The sequence below is a fragment of the Streptomyces sp. NPDC042336 genome, from assembly GCF_055581985.1.
The window spans coordinates 44371-63562 of the sequence record NZ_JBVJEA010000012.1 but is presented as its reverse complement, the minus strand read 5'-3'; the positions used below and the strand labels follow the sequence as shown (position 1 = coordinate 63562).

Here is a 19192-nt window from a genome sequence, read left to right as displayed (position 1 = left end):
TACGGCGGGTTCGTGCGGAGATCACTCGAACCGGTGAGGCGGCCAACAGCCGCTCCGTGTCTGCTCTTTGGCTACTTCTCGACCTCGGTGGCGAGCTTGGCGAGCAGCGCGTCGTAGATCCGGGCGAGGCCCTTGGGGGCGAAGGTCTTCTCGAAGAAGCCGCCGACGCCGCCCGCGCCCTGCCAGGTGGTGAGCACGACGACCCGGGACTTGCCCTCGCCCGCCGGGGTGACCCGCCAGGTGGTGACCATGGAGGAGTTGCGGTCCTTCTCGACCAGCTCGCCGTCGCTCGGCTCGGTGACCTCCAGCAGGCAGTCACGGATGCGCTTGCTGGTGGCCTGGAGCTTCCAGTGCACGAGGGTGCCCTCGCCGTCGCCGCCCTCCCGGACCTCGTACTCGCTGAAGTGCTCGGGCAGCAGCTTCTCGCGGGTGCCGCTGTAGTCGGCGAGGGTGTCGAACACCGTCTCCGCGTCCGCTGCGACGATCCGCTCCGTCGTCGCCTCGACCTGCGCCATCGGGTTCCTCCAGGGCCTGGTTCTCGGGTTCGGGGCAAGCCAACCACCCCGCCGCCCGGCCACCAAATCGGGGGGCGCGAAGCGGCCCCGCACGACTGGCCCGCACGATCAAGGGAACAAGTGTTCTATTGTGTCGGCAGTGCTACCGAGGAGGCCTCAATGCGCTGGGAGAACCTCACGGACTCCGACCACGCCCGGGCGGCGGACACCGCGCTGTTCGGTGCGGACGCCGTCGTCACCCGCACCTTCGACACGCCCGAGTTCCGCGGCATCACCTTCCACGAGGTGCGCGCCCGCTCGATCCTGAACCGGGTGCCGGGGGCCTCGCGCATGCCGTTCGAGTGGACGGTGAACCCCTACCGGGGCTGCACGCACGCGTGCGTGTACTGCTTCGCGCGCAAGACGCACAGCTATCTGGACCTCGACACGGGGCTCGGCTTCGACTCCCAGATCGTCGTCAAGGTGAACGCGCCCGAGCTGCTGCGCCGCCAGCTGGCCTCGCGCCGCTGGCAGGGCGAGCACGTCGCGATGGGCACCAACGTCGACTGCTACCAGCGCGCGGAGGGACGCTACCGGCTGATGCCGGGCATCATCGAGGCCCTCACCGAGCGGGCGAACCCCTTCTCGATCCTCACCAAGGGCACGCTGATCCTGCGCGATATGGACCTGCTGACCCGGGCCGCCCGGGTGACGGACGTGGGGATATCGGTCTCGGTCGGCTTCACCGACGCGGACCTGTGGCGCACCGTGGAGCCGGGCACCCCGGCACCGGAGCGCCGGCTGGAGGTCGTCCGGGCCCTCGGCGAGCACGGCATCGGCTGCGGGGTGCTGATGGCCCCGGTCATCCCCTTCCTCGGCGACGAGCCGGCCCAGCTGCGGGCCACCGTGCGCGCCATCGCCGCCGCGGGCGCCACCTCGGTGACGCCCCTGGTGCTGCACCTGCGCCCGGGCGCCCGCGAGTGGTTCATGGACTGGCTGGGCCGGCACCACCCGCACCTGGTCCGCCGCTACGAACGGCTCTACGCGGACGGCGCCTACGCCCCGACGTGGTACCAGCGCCGGATCACCCGCCAGGTGCACGATCTCGCGCGCGAGTACGGCATCGGTCCCGCGCGCGCGGAGATGCCGCGAAGGACCGCCGAGCCGGAGCACTCGCGGTCGGCCGAGCCCCCGGCCACCGAGCCGGTACAGCTCTCCCTCATCTGACGGCCTTCGAGCACACGCTCCCGCCCGGCGCCGCCAGCCCACCGGAGTGTCCGAGCAAGAGCATTGGAGGGCATCTTCCGACCCAATCGGGTCAAGTATCGACAGGCCTCGTTCTTCCCAAGCCGCTCCCCGGGACCATCCGGCGAGGACCGCGACCCGCGCGGACCGCAGCCTCTCCGTCCTGGGAGTCCTGGGAGAACGTCATGAGACAACGCGCAGCCGTGCTGTGCGGCGCCGCCGTCATCGCCGCCGGGACCGTCACCGCCGTACCCGCCGCGCCCGCCGACGCGAGCGCACCGCGGCCCACGCGCCCCGCGCCCGCCACGACCGCCGCCGGCCCGCACTGGAAGAAGTGCGCCACGGAGGACTATCCGACGCTCCAGTGCGCGTCCCTGAAGGTGCCGCTGGACCACGCGCGTCCGCGCGGGAGGCAGATCACGCTGGCGCTGTCGCGCGTCCCGCACACCGCCAAGACCTACCAGGGCCCCCTGCTGGTGAATCCCGGCGGCCCCGGCGGCAGCGGGCTGACGCTCGCCGGGTTCGTGGCGTCGTCGCTGCCCGCGGAGGTGGCCGCCCAGTACGACGTCATCGGCTTCGACCCGCGCGGCGTGGGAAAGAGCGCCCCCGCGCTGGACTGCCTGCCGGGCCACTTCGACCCGGTGCGGCCCGACTCGGTGCCGGCCACGCCGGACGTCGAGCGGGCCAACCTGACGCGGGCCGAGTCCTTCGCCGACGCCTGCGGCGACAAGTACGCGGACGTCCTGCCCCACATCGGCACGGTCGACGCCGCGCGGGACGTGGACGCGATCCGCGCGGCGCTCGGTGCCGAGAAACTCAACTACTTCGGCTACTCCTACGGCACCTACCTGGGCGCCGTCTACGCCAAGCTCTACCCGCAACGGGTGCGGCGGCTGGTCCTGGACTCCGTCGTCGGGCCGGACGACGTCTGGTACGAGGCCAACCTCAACCAGGACCTCGCCTTCAACGACCGCCACCGCGCGTTCCTGGCCTGGATCGCCGAGCACGACCGGGCCTACGGCCTGGGCACCGACCCCGAACGCGTCGAGGCCGCCTGGTACGCGATGCGGGCGGCGCTGGCGAAGCGGCCCGCCGGCGGGAAGGTCGGTGCCTCCGAGTTGGAGGACACCTACATGCCGGGCGGGTACTACAACGGCTACTGGCCCTACCTGGCCGAGGCGTTCGCCGCGTACGTGAACGACGGGGACACCGGCCCGCTGGTCGAGGCCTACGAGAACTTCGGGGCCCCGGACGCCTCCGGGGACAACGGCTACAGCGTCTACACCGCGGTGCAGTGCCGCGACGCCGGCTGGCCGCGGGACTGGGAGGAGTGGCGCGACGACAGCTGGGGCCTGTACGAGAAGGCGCCCTTCCTGGTGTGGAACAACGCCTGGTACAACGCGCCGTGCGCGTTCTGGCCCACACCGTCCCGGGAGCCGGTGGACGTCGCCAACGGCGAACTGCCCCCGGTCCTGCTGTTCCAGGCGACCGGCGACGCGGCCACCCCGTACGAGGGCGGCGTCACCGCGCACCGGCTGCTGCGCGACTCCGCCCTCGTCGTCGAGGAGGGCGGCGGGAACCACGGCATCACGCTGAGCGGGAACGACTGCCTGGACGGGCACCTGGCCGCCTATCTCACCGACGGCACCGTGCCGCACGGCGACGGTGGCGAGGCCGACGCGGTGTGCCCGGCGCTGCCGGACCCGAAGCCGCTGGAGTCCAAGGCTGCTTCCACCTCCTCGCGGGGTTCCACCCTGCACGGGCTGCTCGGCTTCCGCGGCTAGCCGTCCCGTCCGCCACACCCCGTCGGGGACGTTGTCAGTGCCGTGGTCCACGATGGACGCATGAGTGAGCTGACCAGGATCCCGGCCCCCGAGGGCGTCGCGCCCGCCGCGCAGTACACCCATGTCGTCCTCGGCACCGGGCGGTTCGTGGCCGTCTCGGGGCAGCTCGCGCTGGACGAGGACGGCAGGGTGGTCGGCGAGGGCGACCCCGCGGCCCAGGCCCGCCAGGTCTTCGAGAACCTGCGCCGGTGCCTCGCCGCGGCCGGTGCGACCTTCGACGACGTGGTGAAGCTGACCTTCTTCGTCACGGACATGGCCCACATGGGCGCGGTCCGCGCGGCCCGCGCCGAGCACATACCCGACGACCGGCTGCCGGCCGCCTCGGCCGTGCAGGTGGCCGCGCTGGTCCGGCCGGAGTTCCTCATGGAGATCGAGGCGTTCGCGGTCGTGGCGCGGTGAGCGGTCCGCAGGCGCGCGTGCGGGTGCGGGAGATGGTCCTCGCGGACTGCGACCGCGTGTCCCTGATCCGGGTCCGGGGCTGGCAGCACGCCTACCGGGGCCTGATGCCGCAGCCGCACCTCGACGCGATGAACCCCGCCGCCGACGCCGAGCGGCGTCGCGACCTGTTCGCCCGGGCCCCGGAGGACCTGGTGAACCTGGTCGCCGAGGACGAGGGCGGCGAGGTCGTCGGCTGGGCCTGCCACGGTCCCTACCGGGACGGCGAGGCGCGCACCGCGGACGCCGAGTTGTACGCCCTCTACGTCGACACCGCACGGCTCGGCGCGGGCGCCGGGCGGGCCCTGCTCGGGGAGTCGGTGCGCCGGTGCGAGAGTGCCGGGCACGGGCGCATGCTCCTGTGGGTGCTCAAGGGCAACACCCGCGCCCGGCGCTTCTACGAGCGGGCGGGCTTCCGCCCCGACGGTGCCGAGGAGTCCTCCGAGGTGGACGGCGTCCCGGTGCCCGAGGTGCGCTACGCGCGGGCGCTGGGCGGCTGACGGCTCGTCACCGCTCCCTCACCGGCCGCCACTCACCGCTGCCCCGGGATGCGCGCCAGCGCCCGCACCGCCGCCTCGGCCAGCGCCGGGTGGGCGAGGGCGTCGTTCAGGACGGGGGCCGCGCGCTCGTCGCCGAGGGCGCCGAGGCCCTCGACGCAGGCGAGCGCGACGCGCCGGTAGGGGTCGTGCGGGCGCAGCCGCCGCTCCAGCGTGGTGATCAGCGCGGGCACCGACTCCGGAGCCCGCAGCTCGGCCAGCAGCCGTACCGGGTGCAGGGCGTAGGCGACCCGCAGCTCGTTGGTGGCGAGGGCCGCGGCCGCGCGGGCGGTGCGCGGGTCGCCGAGGCGGGCCAGGGCGTGGGCGGCCGAGGCGCAGCGCGGCGGGTCGCGGTGGTTGAGCAGGAGCACGAGCGATTCGAAGGCCCGCCGGTCCCCCGCCGCACCCAGCCGGAAGGCGGCCAGCTCCCGGGCCCACAGCGGGTGTCCGGGCTCGGTGAGCACGGCGGCCAGCTCGTCGTGGTCCTTCGTCGCCACGAGCCGGTCGTACACCGTCGTGGCCTCCGGAACACCCGAGGCCACCGCCTCGGCCCGTAAGCGCTCCGTGAGCGCCCGCAACTCTTCGTCCATGACACCGAGGTTAGGGGCGTCACACGGGGTGTGGGACGTACATCACGAACACCGGGGGCTGGCGCGCTCGTTACCCGCGGGTTAACCTCAGACGAGCGGGTCACCCACCCGCAGCAACTCCTCACGGTGGTTTGGTGACGCAGCCACCGGGAGGGCAGTCGGTCCGGTACCTCGGGTACCGCATCAGGACCCGGCCCCGGGACAGGGCCGGTCAAGGCCGCCGGCCGGGCGTGTGCACGCCCTCCGCGACGGCACCGGGCGTGTGCGCCAGTCGCCCGGCGACACCCGCACTCCCTTCCTTCCTCTTCCACGCACCCGGTGCGCCCCCTCGGCGCATCCGCGGGCGTGTTCCCGTCGTCACCCTCATTCCTGGAGTCCCGCGATGGCCACTCCCCTGTCCGACACCCCTCTGTCCCCGCTCCGGACGATCGCCGTCGTCGGCCTCGGCACGATGGGCACCGGCATCGCCGAGGTCCTGGCCGGGGCCGGCCGCGAGGTCGTCGGCATCGACGTCAGCGAGGCGCAGGCCGTCAAGGCGGTCGCCGCGCTGGAGTCCTCCACCGCCCGTGCCGTCGAGCGCGGGCGGCTGACCGAGGAGGAGCGCGCCGCAGCCCTGGGCCGCGTCCGCACCTCCACCGATCTGCGGGCCGCCGCCGACGCCGACCTGGTGATCGAGGTGGTCCCGGAGTCGTACGAGATCAAGCAGCGGGTCTTCCGGGAGCTGGACGGGATCGTGCGCCCGCAGACCATCCTGGCCACCGGCACCAACGCGCTGTCCGTCACGCGGCTGGCCGCGGACTCGGCCCGCCCGGAGCGCGTGCTCGGCCTGCACTTCTTCAACCCGGCCCCGGCGATGAGGCTGGTCGAGGTCGTCTCCTCGGTGCTGACCGCGCCCGCCGCCGTCACGGCCGTCACGGACCTGGCCCTGGACCTCGGCAAGGAGCCGGTCGCGGTCGGGGACCGGCCCGGTTTCGTCGCGGACGGGCTGCTGTTCGGCTACCTCAACCAGGCCGCGGCGATGTACGAGGCGAACTACGCCTCCCGCGAGGACATCGACGCCGCGATGCGCCTCGGCTGCGGCCTGCCCATGGGACCGCTGGCGCTGCTCGACCTGGTGGGCGTGGACACCGCGCGCACGGTCCTGGAGGCCATGTACGCCGCCTCCCGGGACCGTCTGCACGCCCCCGCGCCGATCCTCAGGCAGCTCAGCGAGGCGGGCCTGACGGGGCGCAAGGCGGGGCGCGGCTTCTACACCTATGAGGCGCCCGGCAGCGCGGTCGTGGTGCCGGACGCGCTGACCCCGGGCGAGGGCGGCACCGCGGTCGCCGGGCGTCCGGTCCGCGCGGTGGGCGTGGCCGGTTCGGGCACCATGGCGTCCGGCATCGCGGAGGTGTTCGCCAAGGCCGGCTACGAGGTGGTGCTGGCCGCCCGCAGCGCGGAGAAGGCGCAGACGGCCAAGGCCCGGATCGGCAAGTCCCTGTCCCGGTCGGTCGACAAGGGACGTATGACCGCCGAGGCGGCCGCGCGGACGCTGGAGCTGATCACACCGACGGGCACGTACGACGACTTCGCCGACGTCGACCTGGCCGTGGAGGCCGTCGCCGAGGACCTGGAGGTGAAGCGGCAGCTGTTCGGCACGCTGGACAAGGTCTGCAAGCCCGGCGCGGTGCTGGCCACCACCACGTCCTCGCTGCCGGTCGTGGCCTGCGCCCGTGCCACCTCGCGCCCGCAGGACGTGATCGGCATGCACTTCTTCAACCCGGCCCCGGCGATGAAGCTGGTCGAGGTGGTCCGCACCGTGCTGACCGCCGACGACGTGCACGCCACCGTCCACGAGGTCTGCGCCAAGGTGCGCAAGCACGCCGTGGACTGCGGCGACCGGGCCGGGTTCATCGTGAACGCGCTGCTGTTCCCGTACCTGAACAACGCCGTCAAGATGGTGCAGGAGCACTACGCGACGCTCGACGACATCGACGCGGCGATGAAGCTGGGCGGCGGCTACCCGATGGGCCCGTTCGAGCTGCTCGACGTGGTCGGACTCGACGTGTCGCTGGCCATCGAGAAGGTGCTGCACCAGGAGTTCCGCGACCCGGGGCTGGCCCCCGCACCGCTTCTCGAGCACCTGGTGGCCGCGGGCTGCCTCGGCCGCAAGACGGGACGCGGTTTCCGCGAGCATGCCCGCCGCTGAGCGGCCGGACGACTGGTTCCGGCCCGAGGAGGACTGGGGCGGGCTGCTGGGTCCGGCCGGGTCTCCCCCGCCCCGCGCGGGCGGGGGAAGCCCCGGTCACGCGCATGATTGCGCCCGCATGCAGTACGTTCGGGTCATGTCCCAGCCCGCCAAGTCCTCACGTACCTCAGCCACGTCCGACGCGCCGGAGAGCGCGGCCGGCAGCCGAGCCGCCGCCCAGCGGCTCAAAATGCGCCGGGAGCTGGCGGCCGCGGCGATGGAGCTGTTCGCGACCAAGGGGTACGAGGCGACCACCGTCGACGAGATCGCGGCGCAGGCCGGGGTCGCCCGCCGCACCTTCTTCCGCCACTTCCGCTCCAAGGAAGAGGCGATCTTCCCGGACCACGACGACACCCTGGTGCGCGCCGAGGCGGTGCTCAACGCGGCGCCCGCGCACGAGCATCCGCTCGACACGGTGTGCCGCGGCATCAAGGAAGTCATGAAGATGTACGCGGCCCGGCCGGAGATCTCGGTCGCCCGCTACAAGCTGACGCGTGAGGTGCCCACCCTGCGCGAGGCGGAGATCGCGTCGGTGGCCCGTTACGAGCGTCTGTTCACCCGCTACCTGCTGGGCCACTTCGACGAGCACGCGCACGACGACGACGCCAACGACGACCCGCTGCTCGCGGAGGTCGCGGCGTCCGCCGTGGTCACCGCGCACAACCACGTGCTGCGGCGCTGGCTGCGGGCCGACGGGCAGGGTGACGTGGAGGCGGAGCTGGACCACGCCTTCGCGATCGTGCGGAAGACCTTCGGCACGGGCATCGGGGCGGGACGCACCACGGCCTCCACCGGCCGGCCGGCCGCCTCCTCCGCCTCCGTGCGGGGCGAGGTGCTCGTGACGGTGGCGCGCACCGACGCGCCGCTGCACGAGGTCATGCGCACCATCGAGCAGGCCCTCAAGGAGCGCTGACCGCCCTTTCCGCACTGTGACGACGGCCACCCACCGGGTGGCCGTTTTTGCATGTCGACGCCCCTTTTTCACCTCCGGCGCGAGATGATTCGATCGATCATCGCTCATCTGTCGCGTAAAGAATTCATCTGAGAACAGTTTCTGGCACTCAGTGCCTTGCGGGGTGACACGCGGTGTCATACGTTGAAGGTGTTCGGGCTGTCCCCGCACCTCATCCCCTGCGCGTCCGAACGCCTGCGTCACAGGCACACACCCTCACCTCAGCACCACCGACGCAACCCTCAGCGCCCCTCCCTCAGGGCGCTCACCGCCGGAGGCAACACCGTGACCGTGAAGGACATCCTGGACGCGATCCAGTCGCCCGACTCCACGCCGGCCGACATCGCCGCACTGCCGCTCCCCGAGTCGTACCGCGCGATCACCGTGCACAAGGACGAGACGGAGATGTTCGCGGGACTGGAGACCCGCGACAAGGACCCCCGCAAGTCGATCCACCTGGACGACGTGCCGGTGCCCGAGCTGGGCCCCGGCGAGGCCCTGGTGGCCGTCATGGCCTCCTCGGTCAACTACAACTCGGTGTGGACCTCGATCTTCGAGCCGCTGTCCACCTTCGGGTTCCTGGAGCGCTACGGCAGGGTCAGCGAGCTGGCCAGGCGCCACGACCTGCCGTACCACGTCATCGGCTCCGACCTGGCCGGCGTCGTCCTGCGCACCGGCCCGGGCGTCAACGCCTGGCAGCCGGGCGACGAGGTCGTCGCGCACTGCCTCTCCGTCGAGCTGGAGTCGTCCGACGGCCACAACGACACGATGCTCGACCCCGAGCAGCGCATCTGGGGCTTCGAGACCAACTTCGGCGGCCTCGCCGAGATCGCGCTGGTCAAGTCCAACCAGCTGATGCCGAAGCCCGGTCACCTCAGCTGGGAGGAGGCAGCCGCTCCCGGCCTGGTCAACTCCACCGCCTACCGGCAGCTCGTCTCCCGCAACGGCGCCGGCATGAAGCAGGGCGACAACGTGCTCATCTGGGGCGCCAGCGGCGGACTCGGCTCCTACGCCACCCAGTTCGCCCTCGCCGGCGGCGCCAACCCGATCTGTGTCGTCTCCAGCGAGCAGAAGGCCGACATCTGCAGGGCGATGGGCGCCGACGCGATCATCGACCGCAGCGCCGAGGGCTACAGGTTCTGGAAGGACGAGAACACCCAGGACCCGAAGGAGTGGAAGCGCTTCGGCAAGCGCATCCGCGAACTCACCGGCGGCGAGGACATCGACATCGTCTTCGAGCACCCCGGCCGGGAGACCTTCGGCGCCTCCGTCTTCGTCACCCGCAAGGGCGGCACCATCACCACCTGCGCCTCGACCTCGGGCTACATGCACGAGTACGACAACCGCTACCTGTGGATGTCCCTGAAGCGCATCATCGGCTCCCACTTCGCCAACTACCGCGAGGCCTGGGAGGCCAACCGCCTCATCGCCAAGGGCAAGATCCACCCGACGCTCTCCAAGGTGTACTCCCTCCAGGACACCGGCCAGGCCGCCTACGACGTCCACCGCAACCTCCACCAGGGCAAGGTCGGCGTGCTGTGCCTGGCGCCCGAGGAGGGCCTGGGCGTGCGCGACCAGGACAAGCGCGCGCAGCACCTCGACGCCATCAACCGCTTCCGGAACGTCTGAGGAGCGCCGGATGAGTGAGCGTCAGAAGGACCGGCCGTGGCTCATGCGCACCTACGCCGGTCACTCCACGGCCGAGGCGTCCAACGAGCTGTACCGGCGCAACCTCGCCAAGGGCCAGACGGGTCTGTCGGTCGCCTTCGACCTGCCGACCCAGACCGGGTACGACTCCGACCACGTCCTCGCCCGCGGCGAGGTCGGCCGGGTCGGCGTGCCGGTCGCGCACCTCGGTGACATGCGCCGGCTGTTCCAGGACATCCCCCTGGAGCAGATGAACACCTCGATGACCATCAACGCCACGGCCATGTGGCTGCTGGCGCTCTACCAGGTCGTCGCGGAGGAGCAGGGCGCGGACATCACCAGGCTCCAGGGCACGACCCAGAACGACATCGTCAAGGAGTACCTGTCCCGGGGCACGCACGTCTTCCCGCCGGGACCGTCGCTCCGCCTGACGACGGACATGATCGCGTACACGGTCTCCCACCTGCCCAAGTGGAACCCGATCAACATCTGCAGCTACCACCTGCAGGAGGCGGGCGCCACGCCGGTGCAGGAGATCGCGTACGCGATGTCCACCGCGATCGCCGTCCTCGACGCGGTGCGGGACAGCGGTCAGGTGCCGCAGGAGCGCATGGGCGACGTGGTCGGCCGCATCTCCTTCTTCGTCAACGCGGGCGTCCGCTTCGTCGAGGAGATGTGCAAGATGCGCGCCTTCGGCCGCATCTGGGACCGCGTCACCCGCGAGCGCTACGGCATCGAGAACCCCAAGCACCGCCGCTTCCGCTATGGCGTCCAGGTCAACTCCCTGGGCCTGACCGAGGCGCAGCCGGAGAACAACGTCCAGCGGATCGTGCTGGAGATGCTCGCCGTGACCCTCTCCAAGGACGCCCGCGCGCGTGCCGTGCAGTTGCCGGCCTGGAACGAGGCGCTCGGCCTGCCGCGCCCCTGGGACCAGCAGTGGTCGCTGCGCATCCAGCAGGTGCTGGCGCACGAGAGCGACCTGCTGGAGTACGAGGACATCTTCGAGGGTTCGAAGGTGATCGAGGCCAAGGTCGAGGAGCTGGTCGAGGCGGCCTTCGCGGAGATCGGGCGCATCGAGGAGATGGGCGGTGCGTTGGCCGCCGTCGAGTCCGGCTACCTCAAGTCGCAACTGGTCGCCTCGCACGCCGAACGCCGGGCCCGGATCGAGTCCGGCGAAGAGAAGATCATCGGTGTCAACGCCTTCGAGGGCACCGAGCCCAACCCGCTGACCGCCGACCTGGACACCGCGATCCAGACGGTCGACCCGGCGGTGGAGGCCCGTGTCATCGCCTCGCTGCAGCACTGGCGCGACACCCGCTACCAGCCGCCCTTCAACCACCCGCGCCCTTGCAAGGCCCTGGAGAAGCTGAAGGAGGCCGCGCGCGGCACCGCCAACCTCATGGAAGCCACCCTGGAGTGCGCCCGGGCCGGCGCCACGACCGGCGAGTGGGCGGGGGCGCTGCGCGAGGTCTTCGGCGAGTTCCGGGCGCCCACCGGCGTGTCCTCGGCGCCGGTCGCGGTCACCGCGGAGGAGGGCTCGGCCCTGTCCCAGGTGCGCCGCAAGGTGGAGCTGACGGCCAAGGAGATGGGCGTCGGCAAGCTCCGCTTCCTGGTCGGCAAGCCCGGCCTGGACGGCCACTCCAACGGCGCCGAGCAGATCGCCGTGCGCGCCCGCGACGCCGGGTTCGAGGTGGTCTACCAGGGCATCAGGCTCACCCCGGAGCAGATCGTGGACGCCGCCCTGGCGGAGGACGTGCACGCGGTGGGCCTGTCCATCCTGTCCGGCTCGCACGCCCAGCTGGTGCCGGACGTGCTCGAACGGCTCCGTGTGGCCGGTGCCACAGACATCCCGGTGATCGCCGGTGGCATCATCCCGAACGGTGACGCCGAGGAACTGCGGGCCGCGGGAGTGGCCGCGGTCTTCACCCCGAAGGACTTCGACATCACCGGCATCATCGGCCGGATCGTCGACGAGATCCGGAACGCGAACAAGCTCGACCCCCTGGAGGTCCCCGCATGACCACGGTCAACCGCCTTCGCCCCCGGCGTTCCTGCCTGGCGGTGCCCGGCTCGAACCCGCGCTTCCTGGAGAAGGCCCAGGGCCTCCCCGCCGACCAGGTCTTCCTGGACCTGGAGGACGCCTGCGCGCCGCTCGCCAAGCCCGAGGCACGGCACACGATCGTCAAGTTCCTCAACGAGGGCGACTGGACCGGCAAGACCCGCGTCGTGCGCGTCAACGACTGGACGACCGAGTGGACGTACCGGGACGTCGTGACGGTGGTGGAGGGCGCGGGCCCGAACCTGGACTGCATCATGCTCCCGAAGGTCCAGGACGCCCAGCAGGTCGTCGCCCTCGACCTCCTCCTCACCCAGATCGAGAAGACGATGGGCTTCGAGGTCGGCCGGATCGGCATCGAGGCGCAGATCGAGAACGCGCAGGGTCTGAACAACGTCAACGAGATCGCCCAGGCGAGCCCGCGCGTGGAGACCATCATCTTCGGCCCGGCCGACTTCATGGCGTCCATCAACATGAAGTCCCTGGTCGTGGGCGAGCAGCCGCCCGGCTACCCGGCGGACGCCTACCACTACATCCTGATGAAGATCCTTATGGCCGCCCGCGCCAACAACCTCCAGGCGATCGACGGCCCCTACCTGCAGATCCGCAACGTGGACGGCTACCGCGAGGTCGCACGGCGCGCCGCCGCCCTCGGCTTCGACGGCAAGTGGGTCCTGCACCCGGGCCAGGTCGAGGCGTCCAACGAGATCTTCTCGCCCTCCCAGGAGGACTACGACCACGCCGAGCTGATCCTGGACGCGTACGACTACTACACGTCCGAGGCGGGCGGCAAGAAGGGCTCGGCGATGCTCGGCGACGAGATGATCGACGAGGCCAGCCGCAAGATGGCCCTGGTCGTCTCCGGCAAGGGGCGTGCCGCCGGCATGCGGCGCACCAGCAAGTTCGAGATCCCGGAGGGCTGAGGGCCATGCAGTTCGGACGCACCTACGAGGAGTTCGAGGTCGGGGCGACGTACAAGCACTGGCCCGGGAAGACGGTCACGGAGTACGACGACCACCTGTTCTGTCTGCTCACCATGAACCACCACCCGCTCCACATGGACACCAACTACGCCGAACAGACGACGGACTTCGGCAAGAACGTGGTGGTGGGCAACTACATCTACTCGCTCCTGCTCGGCATGTCCGTCCCGGACGTCTCCGGCAAGGCGATCGCCAACCTGGAGATCGAGTCGCTCAAGCACGTGGCGCCCACCTTCCACGGCGACACGGTCTACGGCCAGACCACCGTGCTCGACAAGTGGCCCTCGAAGTCGAAGAACGACCGGGGCATCGTCCACGTCGAGACCAAGGGCTACAAGCAGGACGGCACGCTGGTCTGCGTCTTCCGCCGCAAGGTGATGGTGCCGACCGAGACGTACATCAAGGAGCGCGGCGGCGAGCAGCCGGGCCGCCCCGAGCTGAAGGAACAGGGGAAGTAGAGATGAGCCGCCTCGCCCAGACCCACGGCCTCACGGACGTCCAGCGGGAGATCCTCTCCACCGTCCGGGGCTTCGTGGACAAGGAGATCCTCCCGGTCGCCACCGAGCTGGAGCACCGGGACGAGTACCCGCAGGACATCGTCGACGGGCTGAAGGAAATCGGCCTGTTCGGGCTGATGATTCCCGAGGAGTACGGAGGCCTGGGCGAGTCGCTCCTGACCTACGCCCTGTGCGTGGAGGAGATCGCCCGCGGCTGGATGTCGGTGTCGGGCATCATCAACACGCACTTCATCGTGGCGTACATGCTCAAGCAGCACGGCACCCAGGAGCAGAAGGACCACTTCCTGCCGCGCATGGCAGCGGGCGACATCCGGGGCGCCTTCTCGATGTCCGAGCCGGCGCTGGGCTCCGACGTCTCGGCGATCTCCTCGAAGGCGGTGCGGGACGGCGAGGAGTACGTCCTGAACGGCCAGAAGATGTGGCTGACGAACGGCGGGACGTCGTCGCTGGTGGCCGTCCTGGTCCGGAGTGACGAGGGTCACCCCGAGGGAACCGCCCCCCACAAGTCGATGACGACCTTCCTGGTGGAGAAGGAGCCCGGTTTCGGCGAGGTCCGCCCGGGCCTGACCATCCCCGGCAAGATCGACAAGATGGGCTACAAAGGCGTCGACACCACCGAGCTCATCATGGACGGCCTGCGCATTCCGGCCAATCGGGTGCTCGGCGGCGTCACCGGCCGAGGTTTTTACCAAATGATGGACGGCGTCGAGGTCGGCCGCGTCAACGTGGCGGCCCGTGGCTGCGGCGTCGCTCAGCGTGCCTTCGAGCTGGGTGTCCGGTACGCCCAGCAGCGTCACACTTTCGGCAAGCAGATCGCCCAGCATCAGGCCATCCAGTTCAAGCTCGCGGAGATGGCTACCAAGGTGGAGGCGGCGCATGCGATGATGGTGAACGCTGCACGCAAAAAGGATTCGGGCGAACGAAACGACCTGGAAGCGGGGATGGCCAAGTACCTCGCCTCCGAGTACTGCAAGGAGGTCGTGGAGGACGCCTTCCGGATCCACGGCGGGTACGGCTTCTCCAAGGAGTACGAGATCGAGCGCCTCTACCGCGAGGCGCCGATGCTGCTCATCGGTGAAGGCACCGCCGAGATCCAGAAAATGATCATCGGCCGCCGACTGCTCGAAGAGTATCGATTCCAGGGTTAGATGTCCGGATACGGGGTGTTTTCTTGGAGAAGAAGGTCACACCCCGTAGGCAGTGTTCGGCCGCCGACTCGGCTTCCTGGCTTACCCAGTTGCGGCGCGGAGCCGCTACGATCGCCGGAAAGCCGCCGTCCCCCGTCATAGCGCGGCATCATCCGCTACGAAGGTCATCCATGCCCCACAGCCAAACCTCTGCACCTCGCGACAGCCTCGCCGGCGTACGCCTCGCGCGCGGAGCCTCGCCGTGGCTTCTGCCGACCGTCGCCACCGCAGCCGTCAGCCTCCTGCGCGCTCGCCGTTCCGGCGCCGCCAAGGCCGTCGCCGTCCCCGCCACCGCGCTCGCGGCGGGGATGCTGTGGTTCTTCCGCGACCCCGAGCGCGAGATCACCCAGGGCCGGGTCATCTCGCCCGCCGACGGTGTGGTGCAGAGCATCATGCCGTGGAAGGACGGCCGTACCCGCGTCGCGATCTTCATGAGCCCGCTCAACGTCCACGTCAACCGCGCCCCGCTGTCGGGCACGGTGACGTCGGTCGAGCACGTGCCGGGCGGCTTCGTTCCCGCTTTCAACAAGGAGAGCGAGAACAACGAGCGCGTCGTGTGGCACTTCGACACCGAGCTCGGCGACATCGAGATGATCCAGATCGCCGGCGCGGTGGCCCGCCGTATCGTCCCGTACGTGCCGCAGGGCACCAAGGTCGAGCAGGGCGAGCGGGTCGGTCTGATCCGCTTCGGCTCCCGCGTGGACCTGTACCTGCCGGAGGGCGTCGAGGTCGCGGTCGAGGTGGGTCAGAAGACGGTGGCTGGGGTGACTCGAATTGACCGTGATTGATCCACAGACCCAGGCCGGATGGGTGCCGGAGGCCGACGAGGTGGACGACGAGGAGGAGATGCCGCTCTCGCTCCGCCTGTCGATAGCCGACACGCTCACGCTCGGCAACGCCACATGCGGCTTCATGGCGGTGTACTTCACCACCACCGGCATCCTCATCCCCCACCTCATGGGCAGCGACGAGTCGGGCATGGCCCGGCACAGCGCGGCCACCGCGGTCATCCTGATGCTGTGCGCGGCGATCTTCGACCTGTTCGACGGCCTGGTCGCCCGCAAGCTCCGGTCGTCGCCCATGGGCGCGGAGCTGGACAACCTCTCCGACCTGATCAGCTTCGGCCTCGCGCCGGCGTACTTCGTCCTCGTCTACGGCATGGTCGCGGACGACGCCTACCAGCGGGTGGCGGCGGTGGGGGCGATCGTGGTGCTGCTGGCGGTGGTGCTGCGGCTTGCGCGGTTCTCCTGCGTCACGGTCAAGGACGGCACGTTCCAGGGCATGCCGTCGCCGTTCGGCGCACTGACGGTGGTGTCGATCGTGCTGCTCGAGCTGCCCTTCGTGGCGACGCTGCTGGCGATCCTCGGCACGGCGTGGCTGATGGTGAGCCGGGTCGAGTACCCGAAGCCGCGGGGGCGCCTCGCGGTGGCGATGCTGTCGTGGATCGTCCTGTCCATGGGGCTGCTGGCCGGCTGGGCCTTCGACGCGCCGAGCGGGCAGCTGCTGCTGCAGACGGGGTGTGCGTTGCAGTTGGTGATGGGGGCGGTGATCCCCCTGTTCGCCACCGCTCGCCGGGTGAACAACTTCCGTGACAACCGGCGGGAGGCGCGGGCCGCGCAGCTTCCGTGACGTGTGAATGTCGGTGGGCCCCGGACCCGGGTCGGGTTCGGGGCCCTTCCGTTGTGTGCGTGCCCAGCGTCGGTGTCGGCGTCCCTGAGGGGCTCCGCCCCCCAGGGACCCGGGCCTATGCCCACCCGGCTCGGTGGGGACAGAGGTGAGGTTTCACCCCCGGGGGGGACTCCCCTACGCCAGGAAGTCCCGCGCGATGCTCTCCGCCACCCGCTCCAGGATGGGCCCCGCGTCCGCGATGCACTTCGCGACGTCCGGCTCGACGTCCGTCAGCGGGTACGCCCGCCGGATCCCGGCCCGCCCCAGCTCCTCCGCCGGCAGCGCGAGGCGCCCGCACACCGCGACGACCTCCTTGCCCGCGGCCCGTGCCGCCGCCGCGACGCCCGCCGGTGCCTTCCCGTGCAGGGTCTGCTCGTCCAGCGAGCCCTCCCCGGTGATCACCAGGTCCGCCCGGTCCAGCGCCGGCGCGAAGCCCAGCACGTCCAGCATCACCTCGATGCCGGGCCGGAACCGCGCCCCCAGCAGCATCGCCCCGAACCCGATGCCGCCCGCCGCCCCCGCGCCCGGCGACGCGGCGTACTCGGCGGCCCGCGCGCCCACGCCCTCCGTCTGCTCCAGCACCTTCGCGAAGTGCGCGAGGGCCGCGTCCAGGGCGGTCACGTCGTCCGGCGAGGCACCCTTCTGCGGGCCGTAGACCGCCGGGGCGCCCTTCGGACCGGTCAGCGGGTTGTCGACGTCGCTGGCGAGCACCAGCTCCACGTCGGACAGCCGCGGGTCGAGACCGGACAGGTCGGCCGAGGCCAGTCCCGCGAGCCCGCCCCCGCCCGGCGCGACGGGCTCGCCGTCCTCGTCCAGGAACCGCGCGCCCAGCGCGGCCAGCATCCCGGCGCCGCCGTCCGTGGTGGCGCTGCCGCCGACCCCGAACACGACGGTCCGCGCCCCCGCGTCCAGCGCGGCCCGCAGCAGCTCGCCCGAGCCGTACGTGGACGACGTCAGCGGTGCGAGGACACCGTCCGGGAGCCGCTGGAGGCCGCTGGCCTCCGCCATCTCCACCACAGCGGTGTCCTCGCGCAGCGCGTACGCCGCCGTCACCTCGTCGCCGAGGGGACCGGCGACCCGTACCTCCCGGCGCTCGAACCCGGCCGCGACCGCGGCGGCCACCGTGCCGTCGCCGCCGTCGGCGACGGGCAGCGCCTCGACCAGGACGTCCGGCACGACGCGGCGCAGTCCTGCCGTGACGCGCTCGGCGACCTCGACGGCCGTCAGCGAGCCCTTGAACTTGTCCGCGGCGACGAGTACCCGACGGGTCCCGTCCACAGCAGCGTCAGCCACCTTGCTCTCCCCTTGCTCTCCGAGCCTTGCGCACGTCAAGGCAGTCGCGCCGCTGCGACCCTAACCGGAGGACGCCCGTGCCGTCATGCCCTGCCCACACCGTGGAACCGGCCGCGCGCCCGCCCCGCGAGTCCCCCGGGCCCGGGCGCGGGCTCGCTACGCTTTCGGGATGACCACTGCTGACTACGCCACCTACATCGCCGGTCTGCCCCGTGTCCTCGCCGGTGCCGCCGCGGTCTTCCGGGACGCCGGGGGGCGGGTGCTGCTCGTCGAGCCCAACTACCGCGAGGGATGGACGCTGCCGGGCGGGACCATCGAGTCCGACGCCGGGGAGACACCGCGGCAGGGCGCGCGGCGGGAGAGCCTGGAGGAGATCGGACTCGACGTGCCCATCGGCCGGCTGCTCGCGGTGGACTGGTCGAACGGGGCGGGCAGGCCGCCGATCGTGGCGTACCTGTACGACGGCGGTGTCCTGTCGGAGGACGACCTCAAGGCGATCCGGCTCCAGGAGGAGGAACTACTGTCCTGGCGGCTGGTGCCGCGCGGGGAACTCGGCGACCACCTGCTCGGTTCCCTGTACGGCCGGGTGCTGGCCGCGCTGGACGTACTGGCGGACGGCTCCGGCCCGGCCGAGCTGGTCGACGGCGTGCGGGTCGACCGATGACCGCCCCCACCGGCAGCCGTCGGCACCGATAGCCGTCCGTACTGATAACCGTCCCGTACCGATAACCGTTCGCCGACCGCACCCCGCCGTCCTACCCTCGACCGCATGACCGGCAAGCCTCTCGTCGCCGTCCTCAGCGGTGCCGGCGTCTCCACCGACTCCGGCATCCCCGACTACCGCGGTCCGAACGGGCTGTGGCGGCGCGATCCGGAGGCCGAGAAGCTCGTCACGTACGAGTACTACATGGGTGATCCGGAGATCAGGCGGCGCTCGTGGCTGATGCGGCGCGACAGCGCGGCGCTGCACGCCCAGCCGAACGTGGCGCACCGCGCGGTGGCCGAGCTGGAGCGGCGCGGGGTGCCGGTCCGCGTGATCACGCAGAACGTGGACGGTCTGCACCAGCTCGCCGGGGTCTCCGCCCGCAAGGTCCTCGAACTGCACGGCACCGCGCGCGCCTACGTGTGCACCGGCTGCGGGGCCCGGGGGCCGATGGCGGACGCCCTCGCCCGGATCGAGGCCGGGGAGGACGACCCGCCGTGCCTGGAGTGCGGCGGCATTCTGAAGTCGGCGACCGTGATGTTCGGCGAGCGCCTCGACCCGGTGGTGCTGGGCGAGGCGGTCGCCATCAGCAAGGCGTGCCAGGTGTTCGTCGCCGTCGGCACCAGTCTCCAGGTGGAGCCCGCCGCCGGACTGGCCGGCGTCGCCGTCGAGCACGGGGCCCGGCTGGTCGTGGTCAACGCCGAGCCGACGCCCTACGACGACCTGGCCGACGAGGTGGTGCGGGAGCCGATCGGCACCGCCCTGCCCGCGCTGCTGCGCGGGCTGGGCTGAGCCGCGACGGCCGCGAGGACGG

At 71.3% G+C, this 19192-nt stretch carries 18 protein-coding genes; 15 read left to right on the top strand and 3 right to left on the bottom strand.

Annotated elements, in window-relative coordinates; all coding sequences use genetic code 11:
- Positions 1 to 71 precede the first annotated feature (71 nt).
- A complete protein-coding gene (locus ACZ6IM_RS25155; protein WP_052840553.1) occupies positions 72 to 515 on the bottom strand; it encodes an SRPBCC family protein in 444 nt (147 codons plus the stop codon).
- 159 nt (positions 516 to 674) lie between these two features.
- On the opposite strand from ACZ6IM_RS25155, the gene ACZ6IM_RS25150 reads away from it, so the two are divergent.
- The 4 genes from ACZ6IM_RS25150 to ACZ6IM_RS25135 all read left to right on the top strand — a co-directional run bounded on the left by ACZ6IM_RS25150 (position 675) and on the right by ACZ6IM_RS25135 (position 4518).
- The gene (locus tag ACZ6IM_RS25150; RefSeq protein ID WP_469559222.1) at positions 675 to 1721 is read left to right on the top strand and encodes an Rv2578c family radical SAM protein; all 1047 of its coding nucleotides are present in this window, start codon (positions 675 to 677) and stop codon (positions 1719 to 1721) included.
- A 203-nt stretch (positions 1722 to 1924) separates the two neighbouring features.
- Complete coding sequence (locus ACZ6IM_RS25145) at positions 1925 to 3523, top strand: alpha/beta hydrolase (protein WP_052840555.1); 1599 nt, start codon at positions 1925 to 1927, stop codon at positions 3521 to 3523.
- 60 nt (positions 3524 to 3583) lie between these two features.
- On the top strand, positions 3584 to 3982 hold the full coding sequence (locus ACZ6IM_RS25140; protein WP_052840556.1) for a RidA family protein: 399 nt from the start codon (positions 3584 to 3586) through the stop codon (positions 3980 to 3982).
- Entirely contained in the window at positions 3979 to 4518 is a 540-nt protein-coding gene (locus ACZ6IM_RS25135) for a GNAT family N-acetyltransferase (protein ID WP_469559217.1), read from the top strand. The genes ACZ6IM_RS25140 and ACZ6IM_RS25135 overlap by 4 nt, the downstream gene beginning before the upstream one ends.
- A 32-nt stretch (positions 4519 to 4550) precedes the next feature.
- On the opposite strand, the gene ACZ6IM_RS25130 is transcribed toward ACZ6IM_RS25135, so the two are convergent.
- Positions 4551 to 5144 (bottom strand): adenylosuccinate lyase, encoded by a 594-nt coding sequence (locus tag ACZ6IM_RS25130; RefSeq protein WP_052840558.1) that lies wholly within the window; start codon positions 5142 to 5144, stop codon positions 4551 to 4553.
- A 382-nt stretch (positions 5145 to 5526) separates the two neighbouring features.
- On the opposite strand from ACZ6IM_RS25130, the gene ACZ6IM_RS25125 reads away from it, so the two are divergent.
- The 9 genes from ACZ6IM_RS25125 (at position 5527) to pssA (ending at position 16343) form a co-directional block, all read left to right on the top strand.
- On the top strand, positions 5527 to 7332 hold the full coding sequence (locus ACZ6IM_RS25125) for a 3-hydroxyacyl-CoA dehydrogenase family protein (protein ID WP_469559215.1): 1806 nt from the start codon (positions 5527 to 5529) through the stop codon (positions 7330 to 7332).
- Positions 7333 to 7468: 136 nt separating this feature from the next.
- Positions 7469 to 8284 (top strand): TetR family transcriptional regulator, encoded by an 816-nt coding sequence (locus tag ACZ6IM_RS25120; RefSeq protein ID WP_052840602.1) that lies wholly within the window; start codon positions 7469 to 7471, stop codon positions 8282 to 8284.
- A 324-nt stretch (positions 8285 to 8608) separates the two neighbouring features.
- A complete protein-coding gene (gene ccrA / locus ACZ6IM_RS25115; protein WP_052840560.1) occupies positions 8609 to 9952 on the top strand; it encodes a crotonyl-CoA carboxylase/reductase in 1344 nt (447 codons plus the stop codon).
- Positions 9953 to 9962: 10 nt separating this feature from the next.
- A complete protein-coding gene (locus ACZ6IM_RS25110) occupies positions 9963 to 11990 on the top strand; it encodes a protein meaA (RefSeq protein WP_469559211.1) in 2028 nt (675 codons plus the stop codon).
- Complete coding sequence (locus ACZ6IM_RS25105; protein ID WP_052840562.1) at positions 11987 to 12949, top strand: HpcH/HpaI aldolase/citrate lyase family protein; 963 nt, start codon at positions 11987 to 11989, stop codon at positions 12947 to 12949. Before ACZ6IM_RS25110 ends, ACZ6IM_RS25105 begins: the two co-directional genes overlap by 4 nt.
- A gap of 5 nt (positions 12950 to 12954) precedes the next feature.
- Complete coding sequence (locus ACZ6IM_RS25100) at positions 12955 to 13467, top strand: MaoC family dehydratase (RefSeq protein ID WP_052840563.1); 513 nt, start codon at positions 12955 to 12957, stop codon at positions 13465 to 13467.
- A gap of 2 nt (positions 13468 to 13469) precedes the next feature.
- Positions 13470 to 14675, top strand: coding sequence for an acyl-CoA dehydrogenase family protein (locus ACZ6IM_RS25095; protein WP_052840564.1), 1206 nt, complete (start codon positions 13470 to 13472; stop codon positions 14673 to 14675).
- 170 nt (positions 14676 to 14845) lie between these two features.
- Complete coding sequence (locus tag ACZ6IM_RS25090) at positions 14846 to 15502, top strand: phosphatidylserine decarboxylase (protein ID WP_052840565.1); 657 nt, start codon at positions 14846 to 14848, stop codon at positions 15500 to 15502.
- A 22-nt stretch (positions 15503 to 15524) separates the two neighbouring features.
- On the top strand, positions 15525 to 16343 hold the full coding sequence (pssA, locus tag ACZ6IM_RS25085) for a CDP-diacylglycerol--serine O-phosphatidyltransferase (RefSeq protein WP_030178550.1): 819 nt from the start codon (positions 15525 to 15527) through the stop codon (positions 16341 to 16343).
- A 174-nt stretch (positions 16344 to 16517) separates the two neighbouring features.
- Here the strand turns inward: pssA and ACZ6IM_RS25080 are convergent, their stop codons facing one another.
- Positions 16518 to 17660 carry a glycerate kinase family protein gene (locus tag ACZ6IM_RS25080; RefSeq protein WP_052840566.1) on the bottom strand — a complete coding sequence of 381 codons (1143 nt, stop codon included), beginning with the start codon at positions 17658 to 17660 and terminating at the stop codon, positions 16518 to 16520.
- Positions 17661 to 17844: 184 nt separating this feature from the next.
- On the opposite strand from ACZ6IM_RS25080, the gene ACZ6IM_RS25075 reads away from it, so the two are divergent.
- Both ACZ6IM_RS25075 and ACZ6IM_RS25070 read left to right on the top strand, forming a co-directional pair.
- Entirely contained in the window at positions 17845 to 18339 is a 495-nt protein-coding gene (locus ACZ6IM_RS25075) for an NUDIX domain-containing protein (RefSeq protein ID WP_052840567.1), read from the top strand.
- A 105-nt stretch (positions 18340 to 18444) separates the two neighbouring features.
- Positions 18445 to 19170 (top strand): Sir2 family NAD-dependent protein deacetylase, encoded by a 726-nt coding sequence (locus ACZ6IM_RS25070; protein WP_052840568.1) that lies wholly within the window; start codon positions 18445 to 18447, stop codon positions 19168 to 19170.
- The last annotated feature ends 22 nt before the right edge of the window (positions 19171 to 19192 follow it).

Excerpts from the sequence above, each read along its gene's own strand:
- ACZ6IM_RS25155 (WP_052840553.1), bottom strand. The coding sequence starts at position 515 with ATGGCGCAGGTCGAGGCGACGACGGAGCGGATCGTCGCAGCGGACGCG.
- ACZ6IM_RS25150 (WP_469559222.1), top strand. The coding sequence starts at position 675 with ATGCGCTGGGAGAACCTCACGGACTCCGACCACGCCCGGGCGGCGGAC.
- ACZ6IM_RS25145 (WP_052840555.1), top strand. The coding sequence starts at position 1,925 with ATGAGACAACGCGCAGCCGTGCTGTGCGGCGCCGCCGTCATCGCCGCC.
- ACZ6IM_RS25140 (WP_052840556.1), top strand. The coding sequence starts at position 3,584 with ATGAGTGAGCTGACCAGGATCCCGGCCCCCGAGGGCGTCGCGCCCGCC.
- ACZ6IM_RS25130 (WP_052840558.1), bottom strand. The coding sequence starts at position 5,144 with ATGGACGAAGAGTTGCGGGCGCTCACGGAGCGCTTACGGGCCGAGGCG.
- ACZ6IM_RS25125 (WP_469559215.1), top strand. The coding sequence starts at position 5,527 with ATGGCCACTCCCCTGTCCGACACCCCTCTGTCCCCGCTCCGGACGATC.
- ACZ6IM_RS25120 (WP_052840602.1), top strand. The coding sequence starts at position 7,469 with ATGTCCCAGCCCGCCAAGTCCTCACGTACCTCAGCCACGTCCGACGCG.
- ACZ6IM_RS25110 (WP_469559211.1), top strand. The coding sequence starts at position 9,963 with ATGAGTGAGCGTCAGAAGGACCGGCCGTGGCTCATGCGCACCTACGCC.
- ACZ6IM_RS25105 (WP_052840562.1), top strand. The coding sequence starts at position 11,987 with ATGACCACGGTCAACCGCCTTCGCCCCCGGCGTTCCTGCCTGGCGGTG.
- ACZ6IM_RS25100 (WP_052840563.1), top strand. The coding sequence starts at position 12,955 with ATGCAGTTCGGACGCACCTACGAGGAGTTCGAGGTCGGGGCGACGTAC.
- ACZ6IM_RS25095 (WP_052840564.1), top strand. The coding sequence starts at position 13,470 with ATGAGCCGCCTCGCCCAGACCCACGGCCTCACGGACGTCCAGCGGGAG.
- ACZ6IM_RS25090 (WP_052840565.1), top strand. The coding sequence starts at position 14,846 with ATGCCCCACAGCCAAACCTCTGCACCTCGCGACAGCCTCGCCGGCGTA.
- ACZ6IM_RS25075 (WP_052840567.1), top strand. The coding sequence starts at position 17,845 with ATGACCACTGCTGACTACGCCACCTACATCGCCGGTCTGCCCCGTGTC.
- ACZ6IM_RS25070 (WP_052840568.1), top strand. The coding sequence starts at position 18,445 with ATGACCGGCAAGCCTCTCGTCGCCGTCCTCAGCGGTGCCGGCGTCTCC.